Origin of the sequence: Vibrio olivae (assembly GCF_042428525.1) — a bacterium.
In the GTDB taxonomy this organism is placed as follows: domain Bacteria; phylum Pseudomonadota; class Gammaproteobacteria; order Enterobacterales; family Vibrionaceae; genus Vibrio; species Vibrio olivae.
Map to the genome: position 1 here is coordinate 1,565,236 of NZ_JBHMEP010000001.1, position 13,993 is coordinate 1,579,228.

The 13,993-nt window shown below is 46.3% G+C and carries 11 protein-coding genes and 1 riboswitch; of the genes, 6 read left to right on the forward strand and 5 right to left on the reverse strand.

All coding sequences use genetic code 11. The features are described from left to right. Positions 1 to 92 precede the first annotated feature (92 nt). On the reverse strand, positions 93 to 1,106 hold the full coding sequence (locus ACFFUV_RS07160; protein WP_390190780.1) for an adenosine deaminase: 1,014 nt from the start codon (positions 1,104 to 1,106) through the stop codon (positions 93 to 95). Between the two features lie 80 nt (positions 1,107 to 1,186). After that, positions 1,187 to 1,286, reverse strand: a riboswitch (purine riboswitch). A gap of 116 nt (positions 1,287 to 1,402) precedes the next feature. Next, positions 1,403 to 2,014: a tRNA-uridine aminocarboxypropyltransferase gene (locus ACFFUV_RS07165; protein ID WP_390190782.1), complete on the reverse strand. Its 612-nt coding sequence runs from the start codon at positions 2,012 to 2,014 to the stop codon at positions 1,403 to 1,405. Positions 2,015 to 2,017: 3 nt separating this feature from the next. Between ACFFUV_RS07165 and rrtA the strand changes: the two genes are divergently transcribed. Then, positions 2,018 to 2,581, forward strand: coding sequence for a rhombosortase (gene rrtA, locus ACFFUV_RS07170; protein WP_390190784.1), 564 nt, complete (start codon positions 2,018 to 2,020; stop codon positions 2,579 to 2,581). Positions 2,582 to 2,611: 30 nt separating this feature from the next. On the opposite strand, the gene sohB is transcribed toward rrtA, so the two are convergent. Then, positions 2,612 to 3,673: a protease SohB gene (gene sohB, locus ACFFUV_RS07175; RefSeq protein WP_390190786.1), complete on the reverse strand. Its 1,062-nt coding sequence runs from the start codon at positions 3,671 to 3,673 to the stop codon at positions 2,612 to 2,614. Positions 3,674 to 3,761: 88 nt separating this feature from the next. On the opposite strand from sohB, the gene ACFFUV_RS07180 reads away from it, so the two are divergent. The 4 genes from ACFFUV_RS07180 to ACFFUV_RS07195 all read left to right on the forward strand — a co-directional run bounded on the left by ACFFUV_RS07180 (position 3,762) and on the right by ACFFUV_RS07195 (position 9,810). Beyond that, a complete protein-coding gene (locus ACFFUV_RS07180; RefSeq protein WP_390190787.1) occupies positions 3,762 to 4,505 on the forward strand; it encodes a YciK family oxidoreductase in 744 nt (247 codons plus the stop codon). A gap of 137 nt (positions 4,506 to 4,642) precedes the next feature. After that, entirely contained in the window at positions 4,643 to 5,326 is a 684-nt protein-coding gene (imuA, locus tag ACFFUV_RS07185; RefSeq protein ID WP_390190789.1) for a translesion DNA synthesis-associated protein ImuA, read from the forward strand. A 2-nt stretch (positions 5,327 to 5,328) separates the two neighbouring features. Beyond that, positions 5,329 to 6,729 carry a Y-family DNA polymerase gene (locus ACFFUV_RS07190; RefSeq protein WP_390190791.1) on the forward strand — a complete coding sequence of 467 codons (1,401 nt, stop codon included), beginning with the start codon at positions 5,329 to 5,331 and terminating at the stop codon, positions 6,727 to 6,729. Between the two features lie 9 nt (positions 6,730 to 6,738). Then, positions 6,739 to 9,810, forward strand: coding sequence for an error-prone DNA polymerase (locus ACFFUV_RS07195; RefSeq protein WP_390190793.1), 3,072 nt, complete (start codon positions 6,739 to 6,741; stop codon positions 9,808 to 9,810). Positions 9,811 to 9,871: 61 nt separating this feature from the next. Here the strand turns inward: ACFFUV_RS07195 and ACFFUV_RS07200 are convergent, their stop codons facing one another. After that, positions 9,872 to 10,822 carry a chemotaxis protein CheV gene (locus ACFFUV_RS07200; RefSeq protein WP_390190794.1) on the reverse strand — a complete coding sequence of 317 codons (951 nt, stop codon included), beginning with the start codon at positions 10,820 to 10,822 and terminating at the stop codon, positions 9,872 to 9,874. 222 nt (positions 10,823 to 11,044) lie between these two features. Continuing rightward, the gene (gene mlc / locus ACFFUV_RS07205) at positions 11,045 to 12,262 is read right to left on the reverse strand and encodes a sugar metabolism global transcriptional regulator Mlc (protein ID WP_390190795.1); all 1,218 of its coding nucleotides are present in this window, start codon (positions 12,260 to 12,262) and stop codon (positions 11,045 to 11,047) included. A 263-nt stretch (positions 12,263 to 12,525) separates the two neighbouring features. On the opposite strand from mlc, the gene pyk reads away from it, so the two are divergent. Then, the gene (pyk, locus tag ACFFUV_RS07210; RefSeq protein WP_390190796.1) at positions 12,526 to 13,986 is read left to right on the forward strand and encodes a pyruvate kinase; all 1,461 of its coding nucleotides are present in this window, start codon (positions 12,526 to 12,528) and stop codon (positions 13,984 to 13,986) included. Positions 13,987 to 13,993: the final 7 nt, after the last annotated feature.

The window sequence follows — 13,993 nt, forward strand, 5'->3', positions numbered from 1 at the left end:
AGCATTGAATTCCGGTATTTAACGCCAGTCCAATAGAAAAAGCGCAGCCCAAGCTGCGCTTTTTTGATTTATCGCTCTGTGATTCTGCGCGGTTATTCTGCACTGCTTAGCGCCGCCACCACTTTATCAACCATACGCTGCTTATGCGCTTCATCCACAAAACTGGCTTCAATCGCATTGAGGGTAAACTGCGCTAACTCTTGTTTCGTCATGCTATGAGCATTGGCGACGGCAAGAAAGTTATCCGTCATATAGCCGCCGAAATACGATGGGTCGTCTGAATTGATGGTGACACATAAACCTTGGCGCAAGAGCTCAACAATATTGTGCTCATCCATGGTTTCAAACACCTTAAGCTTAAGATTAGACAATGGACAAACCGTCAGTGGAATGCGTTGCTCGGCTAACTGCTGCACCAGTTGTGGATCATCAACGCAACGTACGCCATGGTCAATACGTGTGGTTTTCAACAAAGATAAGCTGTTATAAATATTCGACACGGGGCCTTCTTCACCAGCATGAGCCACAGTTAAGAAACCTTCCGCTAATGCTTTTTCAAATACGCGCTGAAACTTCTCTGGCGGGTGACCTAGCTCAGAGGAGTCCAAACCGACACCAACAATTTTATCTTTATGTGGCAACGCTAATTCAAGTGTTGCAAACGCACTGTCTTCATCCAAATGGCGTAAGAAACACATAATAAGTTGACTACTGATCCCCAGTTGCTTCTCACCGTCTTGCAGTGCTCTGTAGATACCATTCACAACCGTGTCAAAAGCGATACCCCGTTCGGTGTGGGTTTGCGGGTCAAAAAAGATTTCGGTATGAATGACATTATCTTGCTGGCAACGCAGTAAATACGCCCACGTTAGATCATAAAAATCTTGCTCATGAATTAATACATTGGCGCCTTGATAATAGATATCCAAAAACGATTGTAGATTATGGAATTGATACGCCTCTTTCACCGCTTGTGGTGAATCATAAGGTAACGCGATGTGATTACGTTGAGCCAGTTCAAACATCATTTCTGGCTCTAGAGAGCCTTCAATATGAAGGTGAAGTTCAACTTTCGGAAGTTGCTGAATAAAAGAAGTGTGATTCACGCTTGTCTCCTCTCCATGAATGATATTGGACAAGCGCTTTTCTCTACCGCAAAAAGTAACAAACATACAAAGAGAAAAGCGCTGTGCACTTAACTCTTCGTAATCTGGAATTTACGGCTCCAGGTAGAGACCCCCAAACCATATTAATGGGGTTATACGAAGCGTCGGCGAAACCGACAGTGCACATTATAGCCATCTAGTATTAAAAATCGCAAGCCATGTGTTTGATTTGATTATAGTCTGCTCGAAGACAAAACGCGGATAACGAGAGAATAACGTGGCACAGGCTCACAACTCTATTGCTTTAGGTAGTTGTTTTGATATACCCCATCGGGCATGTGAGCAATTTGAAAATCTATCATCTTGCGGAAAGGGGTTAATAACGGCGAAAAGTTTCGCTGAGGCTCGAGCAGCGAGAGCAGGTGATATCCCGCCTCAACAGTGGAGAGGCTATTCTCGTTCGGCGCTTTACGAATACGATACTCACCTTGTAAATGCTCAGGTAAATGTATGCTTGGGATCGAATGCAAATTGGTCGCTAATTGCCACATTTTGTAGGCTTTTTTCCAAGTACCATCAAGGAGAATCACTCGTTGGCGACGCCCAGTAAATTGCGTTGAAGACAGCGTTTCAATACTGACAGAATTGGGCGCCGGATAGAGCAGGTAGTGGTCAACATCCGGCTCTCGAAGTAAAGCGTTTAACGCCGTATGTTGAGAGAAATCCTCGCCCACCCAGCAACGACATGATGATAAAGACAGCGACAAAATTCGCGCTGTACCCATTGGCCGGTGCTGTTCACTGGTATGTTGAAGGATGACCAATTCCACATTCGATGATAGGCTTTCTATCCACGGACAAATACACGCTTTGCGTGATTTACCACATTCAGAACAATATCGAGACATACTGTGAATCTTTACCTGCTGTTATTCGTCATCAGTTTACTGTGCTTAGGCCTGCAATTCGAGCCTATGCACAGTTTAAGTGTATGGGATAGAAGCGCCATTATCGATGGCCAATGGTGGCGGATACTAACAGGAAACTTCACCCACACCAATTATACCCATCTAGGGATGAATCTCGCCGGTTTATGGATCATCAGTTCGATTTTCTCTCCGTCGAGCAAATCGCTTTTGTTGACACTCGTAGTCTGCTCGATTGCCGTTGGTATCGGTAACTTTGCCAGCGATATGACCTTGTATGTGGGCTTATCAGGGGCGTTACATGGCTTGTTTGCTTATGGCGCGCTCAAGGAAGCCCTTCATGGTCGTCAAAGCAGTTGGTTATTGGTCGCGGGCCTAGTGGGAAAAATTTTATGGGAGCAATTTGTCGGCGCTTCTGAAACCACGAGTGCAATGATTGGCGCGCGGGTAGCGATCGAATCACACCTTGCAGGCGCGATTTCTGGTTTATTACTCGGTTATGGCGAGTCCATTGTCCGTCGACAATCTGCAGATAAAAAAAATGCCTGAGTACACTCAGGCATTTTTGCTCATCCAAACTTACACGATGGGGCGCTGACCACGGCTAATTAGCTTCAATAGCACGCTATCTGCTGCTTCACCCGCAACACCAGCAAGCTTATTTTTCAGCGTTTTCTTCTCAGCGTAATGAATCGCTAATACGGTTTTCTCTTTACACGCTTCAACCACCAAATCATCAGAGGTTTTAATTTCGTCGACCAAACCGAGCGCTTTCGCTTGCGTACCAAACCAGTGTTCACCCGTAGCCACGTTATCAAGCTCAAGTTGAGGACGGTGCTCCCGAATAAAGTCTTTGAACAGGCCGTGTGTTTCTTCCAGCTCTTGTTTGAACTTATCACGCGCTTTGTCGGTATTTTCACCAAACATGGTTAAAGTGCGTTTGAACTCACCCGCAGTCAGTTGCTCAAATTCAATATCATGCTTTTTCAAAAGCTTGTGGAAGTTTGGCAACTGAGCAATCACGCCAATTGATCCTACAATCGCAAACGGTGCAGAGACAATTTTATCGGCAATACACGCCATCATGTAACCACCGCTTGCTGCGACTTTATCCACAGAAATCGTCAATGGTAAGCCTGCATTTTTTAAGCGATCAAGCTGTGAAGACGCTAAACCATAGCCATGAACCATACCGCCGCCGGACTCTAAACGCAGTAAAACTTCATCACCATCACGAGCTACCGCCAAAATCGCCGTGACCTCTTCACGCAATGACGCGACTTCTTTAGCGTCAATACTGCCTTTAAAATCTAAGACAAACAGATGTGGGTCACGCCCGGTATCAAGCTCCCCTTCTTTGGCGGCTTTTTTAATCTGCTTACCACGCTGTTTATTTTTATTCTTCTCGTCTTTCTTCTCCGCCTTATGGCGCGCTTTAATAAACGCATCGTCGTGCAAATGATGCTCCATATGCTCAACAGTGTGTTTATGTTGCTCTGTCAAATTGGTGACTTCTAGTTCGCCTCTGGCTGCGCTGTGACGCCCACCGACTGCTTTCACGATAACTAAAATCGCAAGCAGTGCCACTACGACAGTCACAATCTTGGCTAGAAACAAGCCATAATCTAACAAAAATTCCAATGTGTTATCCCCTCATATGCGATTTGCTGTATTGTAACCATCTTGTGACGATGACTTAAAGTAGAACATAACATTAAGGACGAAAACCGTGGATTATTCAGTTTCTGCAGATGCCCTCAAAGAGAAAGTTATTCTGGTGACCGGCGCAGGCGCGGGCATCGGAAAACAAGCGGCGATAGATTATGCCAAACATGGAGCAACGGTGATTTTGCTTGGCCGCACCGTCAAAAAGCTGGAACAAACCTACGACGAGATTATCGCCGCAGGCTATCCACAACCCGCCATTATTCCACTCGATATGCAAGGGGCAACCAAGCAACATTACCTTGATATGGTCGATACCATTGAAGGTCAATTTGGTCGTTTAGATGGCGTATTGCATAACGCCAGCATTCTTGGGGTATTAAGCCCTCTCGATCAGATTGAGGAAGAGGTGTATGACGACGTAATGCAAATTAACGTCAAAGCACAATTTCTCATGACACAAGCACTCCTACCGCTTCTTAAGCAGTCCCCTCAAGGTCGTTTAGTTTTCACCTCTTCAACCGTGGGCCATGTTGGCCGTGCCTTTTGGGGAACGTATGCCATTTCTAAGTTTGCCACTGAAGGAATGATGCAGGTGCTTGCAGATGAGCTAAGCGACACAGAGATTCGCGTCAATGCCATCAACCCAGGTGGAACACGAACCAGTATGCGTGCTTCAGCCTTTCCCGCCGAAGACCCTAACAGCTTGAAAACACCAGAAGATATCATTCCGCTTTACACCTATTTAATGGCACCAGAGAGTCAAAACGTGCATGGCCAGTGCATTGATGCGCAGCCGAAAAAATAACCCTAACCAATTATTTTAAAAATCAACGCCTTGCTCAATGAGTAAGGCGTTTTTCATTTCAGCGCTGATGATAGCACTTGCGACGAGGTTACGATTGATTATACTGTATATAAATACAGTATTTTTGAGTATTGACTATGCACGAACTCGTTGAACACTTAAAGCATAAACAATGGTTATGGCAGGGCTCAAACACGCCAGTTGAACACCAATTTGTCTCAACGGGGTTTGACATTCTCGATAGCCAATTAAGCGGCGGCTTTCCTACCTGTGGTGTGGTCGAGATTCAATCCATCTCCGGAATTGGCGAGCTGAGGCTACTATTGCCACAGATTCGCTCACAATTATGCGAACAATCACGGTTAATTGTATTTATTCAACCGCCGGGTATGTTGTCCTCCCAACAGCTCGCGGCAGAAGGCATCGATGCCGATCGACTGCTGATCATACAACCACAGACTGAACAACATGCATTATGGGCCGCCGAGCAATGTGCAAAAAGTGGCGCGTGCAGCCACCTCTTCTTGTGGCCTCAACAGTTAGAAATACACCAAGCCCGGCGCTTACAAGTTGCTAGTGAAACCGGGCAGTGTTTGCAATTTGTTTTTCGCAATCAGCAAGCGCATTCACTCTCACTACCGGTTAATTTGAGTTTGGCTCTCTCGCCGACAGAGTATGGGATCAGCGTTCGTATCAACAAACGTAAAGGGGGCTGGCAACATGGTCAATTTGATATCGATATGCGAAGTTATTGGCCTGATCTTGCGGTAAAAGAGCGCCAATCTGTTGTTGTCCCCTTTCCTTTTCAACGTCAGGGATAATTATGGCATTGTGGCTCTATTTGCATTTTCCCAACTTACAGTTAGACAAACTGTTTTGCGACCACCAGCAAACGCCTTTAGCCGTTGTTGACCCACAGACCCATCGCTTAGTGCAAATCAATCAAGCGGCGAAGCAACAAGGGCTAACACCTGGCGCAGGCCTTGGTAGCGCAGCCGCGATCTGTCATGAGTTGCAAGTTCACCCTTATGACCCCGAGATCGAAGAACACGCATTGCTTGAAATCGCACAGTGGCTATATAACGTCACATCCGATATCAGTTTATTTCCGCCGCAAGGCCTGCTGCTGAACGTCACCAATATGTTATCTCTTTATGGTGGGCTCACCTCTTATTGGCAAACCATTGAACGTCACCTTCAGCACTTACAGCTTGGCTATCAATATTCGACTGGATTTTCACCTTTAGCGGCGATCATGCTGGCTAAATCGAATAAAAACCACATAACGGATGACAAAAGCCAGCTATTGCATTGGGTTCAACAGCACCCACTCACCGCATCAGAGCTGGCAGAGAAACACATAGAATCGTTACAACGCATCGGTATTGAAACCATTCAACAGTTGCTTGCCCTACCGATGCCCGAACTGGCAAGACGTTTTGATATTGATTTAGTTAATTATGTCGGTCGACTTCTGGGTCAATTTAAACACCCGGTGGAGTATTATCACCCACCACAATCCTTTAGCCGCCATTTGATTTTACTGTTTGATATCGAAAACATTCAATGGTTAGAAAAGCCCTTATCGCGCCTACTTCATCAACTTGAAGCCTTTTTAAAACTGCGTGATCAAGTCGCTTATGAGCTACAACTTACGCTACACCAACGAGATAATATTACCAGCCAGGTTTACTTTACGTCTGCAAGCGGAGATTACTTAGCCAGTGCTTGGCTACGTCTGTGTCAACTCACGATGGAATCACTCATACTGGATGCCCCCGTTCAAGAGCTTACGCTTAGCGTACTGAGAGCAGCAGAGCGAGATAGCCTAGATACCGACCTTTTTGCAGGTCAGCAAGGGCGGCAAACATCCCTAGAGCTAATTAGTGCTCTGCAAGCCAAACTCGGACGCCAACGCGTGCAAAAGGTTCTCTACACCGATGATCCTCGCCCTGAGCATACCCATCGGCTGTGTGAACCGACGCAAGAAATGCCAGCGATAGAGAAACACACCGCTTTGCGTCCTTGTTTTATCTACGACACCCCACGCCCATTACACAACAAAGTTCGCTTAATACATGGCCCAGAGCGACTGCTCACAGGTTGGTGGGATAATGATGAAATCACTCGAGACTATTTTATTGCTCGTAGTGATCAAGGTCAGTGGCTATGGGTATTTAGAACACCACAACAGCAGTGGTTTGTTCATGGCCAATTTAGTTAAGAGTGCGGTATGAAATACGCTGAACTGTTTTGTCAAAGTAACTTTTCGTTTCTCACCGGGGCCTCTCACGCTGAAGAACTGATTCTTCAAGCTGACTTTTTACGTTATCACTCTCTCGCAATTACAGATGAATGTTCGGTCGCCGGAGTGGTTAGAGCTTATAGCGCCATCAAGGATCACAATCTCAGCACGCAACTGATTATTGGTAGCTACTTTAAACTCAACCCAGAGTGTCAATTAATCGTGCTATGCCCTAACCAAGCCGCTTATGCCGAATTGTGCCGTATGATCACCAACGCTCGGCGCCGCTCAGAAAAAGGCCATTACCAACTTTCTGAATGGGATATTATGTCCCTCAAACAAAGTCTGATCCTATGGTTGCCATGTGGCAATTCTCAAGATCACTATTGGGGAGAATGGCTGCTAAAACACCACAAACAGCGCTTGTGGCTAGGGCTTCAACGTCACCTCACCGCTGGCGAGCATCGCTATATCGAGCATTGTAAGATTCTATCTACACAGCTGAGTATACCGATCACCGCATGCGGCGGTGTCTTAATGCATACCGCAACTCGTTTACCTTTACAGCATACCTTAACCGCCATTAAACATGGGCAGGCCATCGAACAGTTAGGCTCTAAACTTCTCTCCAACACTGAGCGCTCACTGCGTAGTCAAAAGAAGTTAAAAACGCTTTTTGAAAGGCAATGGTTAGCAGAAAGTGTGCGCATAGCCGAACGTTGCCAGTTCTCCCTTAAAGAGTTGCACTATGAATACCCAAGTGAGCTATTACCTAAAGGGGAAACACCGATGAGTTATCTGCGCACACTCGTCGAGCAAGGCAAGCAATTACGCTTTCCCGAAGGGATACCAGCTCATATCGACGAAACTATCCATGCCGAGCTGGCTCTGATTGAAGATCTCGATTACGCATTTTATTTTCTCACGATTCACGACATCGTTATGTTTGCGAAACAGCAGGGAATCCTTTATCAGGGCCGAGGCTCTGCAGCGAACTCAATTGTTTGCTACTGCCTAGAAATCACCTCCGTTGATCCCAGACAAATTACCGTTTTGTTTGAGCGGTTTATTAGCCGCGAACGAGCGGAACCACCAGATATTGACGTCGACTTTGAGCATGAACGTCGCGAAGAAGTCATTCAGTATATTTATCAAAAATATGGTCGTGAACGAGCAGCCCTCGCTGCTACCGTGATTTCTTATCGATTTAAAAGCGCAGTTCGTGATGTGGGCAAAGCGTTAGGCATTGAAGAAACACAGCTCGATTACTTTATTAAAAACGTCAATCGCCGCGATAAAGGCTCCGGCTGGCAAGGACAAATTGTTGAACTCGGTCTACAGCCTGACTCACTCAAAGGCCAACAATTTATCACTTTGGTTAATGAAATATTGGGCTTTCCTCGCCATCTTTCTCAACATGTTGGAGGTTTTGTCATCTCTTCTGGCCCGCTGTATGAACTGGTTCCGGTAGAGAACGCTGCCATGGTCGATCGCACTGTGATTCAATGGGATAAAGACGATCTTGAAAGCCTAGGACTATTAAAAGTCGATGTCTTAGCGCTCGGCATGCTGACGGCGATACGTAAATGCTTTGAGATCATTGAACATCATCACCAACGCCGTTTGTCGATTGCAGATATTACACGCCTACAAGACGATCAAGAGGTCTATCAAATGATTCAAAACGCCGATACGGTTGGCGTTTTTCAGATTGAGTCACGGGCACAAATGAGCATGCTGCCAAGGTTGAGACCTGCCAAATATTATGATTTGGTGATTCAAATAGCCATTGTCCGCCCAGGTCCAATTCAAGGGGATATGGTGCATCCATTCTTAAAACGGCGTAGTGGTGAAGAACAAGAAACCTATCCATCTCCAGAAGTCGAAGCGGTGTTAGGCCGTACAATGGGGGTCCCGATTTTTCAGGAGCAAGTGATCAAGCTTGCCATGGTTGCCGCCGGGTTTAGCGGCGGCGAGGCTGATCAACTACGCCGCGCAATGGCGTCATGGAAAAAAACCGGGCAATTAGGAAAATTCAAACACAAACTGATTGATGGCATGAAAGCACGCGGCTACGAACAAGCCTTTGCTGAACGCTTGTATGATCAAATTTGTGGATTTGGTGAGTATGGTTTCCCTGAAAGTCACTCGGCGTCTTTTGCCGTACTCGCTTATTGTTCAGCATGGCTGAAATACCACTATCCTCATGCTTTTTATACGTCGCTGCTCAACAGCTTGCCCATGGGATTCTACAGTGCCTCACAGCTTCTCCAAGACGCAAAACGCCACGGACTGACGGTTCTTGACGTCTGTGTTAATCATTCCGGTTATGATCATCAGGTCGTACAGCATCACAACCTCTGGGCAATCCGTCTTGGACTACGGCTTGTCAAAGGATTCTCGTTTGATGCCGCCAACCGGCTATTAAAGGCGAGACCTCAGCCGGGCTTTCAGTCGATTAATCAGTTAAAAAACATAGGCCTCAGTCGTCAGGAGTTAGAGAAATTGGCTTCAGCCAACGCCATGCGTGCTCTAACTCACAACCGATTTCAAACTCGTTGGGCGATGATGGACTCGCTCAATGAGCTGCCTCTTTTTCAAAAGCAACATGAAGAAATCCCTGTTTTAGCTCATCAACCTTCAGCCATGCATAATTTAATTGAGGATTACGCAGCGACAGGCCTCTCTCTGGAGTTTCATCCGATTACGCTGCTTGACCAAGCTGGCATGCTCAGCCCTTTTACTCGTCAGCAAGCATTGGGCGAGAAGCCCCACCGCAGCTTAGTGACCATTGTTGGCGTTGTAACAGGGCGCCAATCACCAGGCAGCGCAGCAGGTGTGACATTTCTGACCTTAGAAGATGATACAGGCAACATCAATGTGGTGGTATGGAGTGCGACGGCCAGAGCGCAAAAGCACGCCTTTCTGACCGCAAAAGTGTTAATGGTCAAAGGCATTCTAGAAAAAGAAGGGGATGTGATTCATATTATCGCTGGGCGACTTATCGATTTAACGGATAAACTGCAGGGATTACAAGCCCGCTCTCGAGACTTTCATTAACCCGTCCAGAAACCAAAAAAGCCAGCAATATGCTGGCTTTTAACGATCATAACCTCAACGATTACGCTTTACCTAACACCTGACGTAAACGCTCTTGAGCGACCTCCACCAGCAAATCTGGCTGGAATTTGGAAATAAACCGGTCACAACCCACTTTTTTCACCATGGCTTCGTTGAAGCTGCCGCTAAGGGATGTATTAAGAGTAATATGCAGATCCTTCATCCGAGCATCATTGCGAATTTCGTGCGTCAATTTGTAGCCGTCCATTTCTGGCATTTCCGCATCGGTGATCACTTGCAGTAGCTCTTTGTTGACATCTTTTCCTTGGTCACACCAAGTTTTTAACAGTGTCAGTGCTTCTAACCCATCACGACATTCAATAATCTCTAAACCAAGCTGAGAGAGAGTACCTCGAACTTGACCACGTGCTGTTGAAGAGTCATCCACAATTAAGACTTTTCGCCCGTGCATTTCATCAAGTAACTGTTCATCCAGCACTTCTTTTGAAATCGACACATCGTAATGAACGATTTCAGCCAGCACTTTTTCGACATCAATAATCTCAACAATCTCTTTCTTATCACCCTCTTTGACCTGAGTGATCGCCGTGAGATAGTTTGCACGACCAGCGGTTTTCGGCGGCGGCTGAATTTCTGTCCACGCGGTATTGACGATATTGCGTACCTGTCCAACCAAAAAGCCCTGCACAGTGCGGTTATACTCGGTGATAATCAGATTGTGTTCCTGATTTTCTAGACGTGAAGGCGGAAAACCAATCGCGCCACGCAAATCAATGACAGGCACAGATTGACCACGCAAAGAAGCCACACCACATATGTGATGATGTGAGCCTGGCAATTTGGTCATTGGAGGAACTTTAATCACCTCTCTGACCTTAAACACGTTAATCGCAAATAATTGCCGACTGTTCAAACCAAATAACAACAGCTCCAGTCGGTTCTCACCCACTAGGTTGGTTCTTTGGTCAACCGTATTTAAGACTCCGGACATAAACTTCTCAACTCTTCATGGTGGAACTAAAACCGATAATCAAGTGCGTGCACCTTATTATCGCGAGACAAACGCTAGGCTATCTACTCTGCCCGCCTCTTTATCGGCAGACAACCAAAAGGATTAACTTTTAGGCACAGTATTACACAATTGGTTTAGTTTTATGATTATAACTTGAAAAAGATAAATAAGGAGAGAAAACACAAGAGATGAAGCGCTTTACTAGCCTTCAATGACTTTCATCAACAGTTGACCATCATAGAGCGCCTGTTTAATTAACGCCGCCCCCGTCATGGTTGCCTGCTTATAAAATCGCGATTCTACCAGCTCAAGATCTTGGTGGTAAACCGGGAGACTCTGCGTCTCAATACAGCGCTGAATTGCCGGATAGAGAATATTTTTTGCTTGGTTAATCACACCGCCAATCAGAATTTTTTCAGGATTAAATAGGTTGATCACAATGGCGATTGCCGAACCTAAATAGTGACCAAGTTTCTCTATCACATCAATGGCAAGCGGATCGCCATTGATCGCCGCGTCACAAATATCTTCGACCGAAATCTCTTCAACCTCGGCCAAAATCGAACTTTCACCATTTGCAATCCGTTCGCTCACTTCATCGCGAATCGCCTGAGAACTGGCCACGGTTTCTAAACAGCCACGGTTGCCGCAATGGCAGGGCTTTCCGTTAGGATCGATTTGGATATGACCAAGCTCACCAATATTTCCGTGCCGACCTTGCAACACGCGACCATCAAGCACAATTCCCGCGCCCAAACCATGGTGAATCGAAATCAGGATCGAATTATCGTTGTCTTGTGAGTGACCAAATAATTTTTCCGCTAACGCCCACGCTCGAGTGTCGTTGGCGATAAAGACAGGCAAGCCTGTTGCTTGAAAAATTTCGGCCCCGAGTGCGAGATTATGCACATTGTAGTGTGGCATCTGCAGCACAACGCCCTGCTCTGAGTTAACCAACCCCGGCAACGTGATAGCAATACTGGTAACGCGATCAAGCTGATCGGCGTAAGTTTGGAAAAACTCGTCAATCTCATGCAGTAATCGAGCAAGCACATCTTCTTGATCAATTTCGTGAATATCGATTTTGGTGTCGATCAGCACATCGCCCCCCAGCTCATGCAAAGCAAGAGTCAGGTAACCACGACCAAGACGCATGGAAAGAAACTGCCAGCCCTCGTTATTCACCTTTAGACCAACGGCCGGACGACCACGAGTTAACGCTTCTTGAACACTGGTTTCATGGATGAGGTGAGCGTCGATGAGTTCGCGAGTGATTTTGGTAATACTGGCTGGCGCAAGTTCACTCAGCTTTGACAGGTCAATGCGAGATATCGGTCCTTTTTGATCGATCAATTTATATACACGGCCAGCGTTGACCTGCTTTATATGGTCAATATGACCAGGTTGAGCCATGTACATACTACACTCCAAAAAACGACACTCAGCAATTTTTTTACTTTGCGAACTAATTGTGAAGCGATTTGATAAATTGCCGTGACAAGCATCACGCATAAATATTCAGTATTGAGCGTTACGTCAAATCTCGGCAAAAAACAACAAGATAGTAATATTGAAATAGAATTCCATTTTTCTTGATACGGCTCTGAAGTTTATACGTTAGGCTGCAGCAATTTCATCCTGAGTGCATATACTTACTAAACATTTCTAACAAGGATCTTGCTATGATTTCTGCTTTAAGAAAAACCAAGATAGTCACAACCCTTGGCCCCTCAACAGACGGCGAAGGGATATTGGAGTCGATGATTGTCGCCGGCGCCAATGTAGTGAGAATGAACTTCTCTCACGGCAGCGCCGATGACCACCGACAGCGCGTTATTCAAGTCAGAAACATCGCAGCGCGCCTTGGCACTCATGTCGCTATTCTTGGCGATCTTCAAGGCCCGAAAATTCGCATCTCAACCTTTCGCGATGGCAAAATCCTTCTGGGCGTTGGCGACAAATTTACGCTAGATAGCGAATTACCTCCCGGGGATGGACACCAAGAAGCGGTTGGCCTTGATTATAAAAACTTGCCCAATGACGTGAGTGCAGGCGACATCTTACTGCTTGATGATGGACGAGTGCAGCTTAAAGTCACTCAAGTCGACGGATGTAAAGTTCATACCCATGTGATGGTTGGCGGGTATCTGTCAAACAACAAAGGCATCAACAAGAAAGGCGGCGGCCTTTCAGCGGATGCGTTAACAGAAAAAGACAAAAGCGATATTCTGCTCGCTGCCGAGCTCAAAGTCGAATATCTTGCCGTCTCATTTCCTCGTAATGGCGCCGACATGCTCTATGCTCGTCGATTAGCACGAGACGCCGGACTCGACACCAAATTGGTCGCTAAAGTAGAACGAGCCGAAACCGTTGCCAATCAAGAAAATATCGACGATATCATTCGCGCTTCTGATGCGATCATGGTGGCACGTGGTGACTTAGGGGTTGAAATTGGCGACCCAGAATTAATTGGTGTCCAGAAAAAGCTTATCCGTCGTTCAAAAGAGCTCAACCGCATCGTTATCACAGCGACGCAAATGATGGAATCCATGATGGAAAATCCGATGCCTACTCGCGCTGAAGTGATGGACGTAGCAAACGCCGTACTCGATGGCACAGACGCCGTTATGCTCTCTGGAGAAACTGCCGCGGGTAAATACCCCGTTGAGACCGTGCGTTACATGGCCGACGTATGTGTCGGCGCAGAAAAAACCATGGAGTATGATCAACAGACCTATCGTATTAATACCATATTTGCGACCGCAGAAGAGACAACCTCAATGGCCACCATTTATGCCGCAAACCACATGGAAGGCATAAAGGCGATCATCAACCTCACCGAATCAGGACGCACAGCAGTCATGACCTCGCGCTTGAATTCATTTTTACCGATTTTCGCACTATCCAAGAATGACACGGCGCTCAATCGTTGCGCTCTATATCGTGGCGTGACGCCTATCTTCTTCGATAGTAAAAACGAAAATGGTATTGAAGTCGCTAATGCGGCGATAAATACCTTAGAGAAGCTGAAGCTGCTGCAATATGGCGATATGGTGATCATCACCCAAGGCGATATCATGGATGTCGAAGGTAGTACCAACTGCATGCGTATTTTACCGGTTGGAGGCGGCAGTGACATTTAGCTCTGAC

What these genes read in the sequence shown, in the direction of transcription:
- pyk (WP_390190796.1), top strand. Translation starts at nt 12,526, where the DNA reads ATGATTTCTGCTTTAAGAAAAACCAAGATAGTCACAACCCTTGGCCCC.
- ACFFUV_RS07165 (WP_390190782.1), bottom strand. Translation starts at nt 2,014, where the DNA reads ATGTCTCGATATTGTTCTGAATGTGGTAAATCACGCAAAGCGTGTATT.
- imuA (WP_390190789.1), top strand. Translation starts at nt 4,643, where the DNA reads ATGCACGAACTCGTTGAACACTTAAAGCATAAACAATGGTTATGGCAG.
- mlc (WP_390190795.1), bottom strand. Translation starts at nt 12,262, where the DNA reads ATGTACATGGCTCAACCTGGTCATATTGACCATATAAAGCAGGTCAAC.
- ACFFUV_RS07195 (WP_390190793.1), top strand. Translation starts at nt 6,739, where the DNA reads ATGAAATACGCTGAACTGTTTTGTCAAAGTAACTTTTCGTTTCTCACC.
- ACFFUV_RS07190 (WP_390190791.1), top strand. Translation starts at nt 5,329, where the DNA reads ATGGCATTGTGGCTCTATTTGCATTTTCCCAACTTACAGTTAGACAAA.
- ACFFUV_RS07200 (WP_390190794.1), bottom strand. Translation starts at nt 10,822, where the DNA reads ATGTCCGGAGTCTTAAATACGGTTGACCAAAGAACCAACCTAGTGGGT.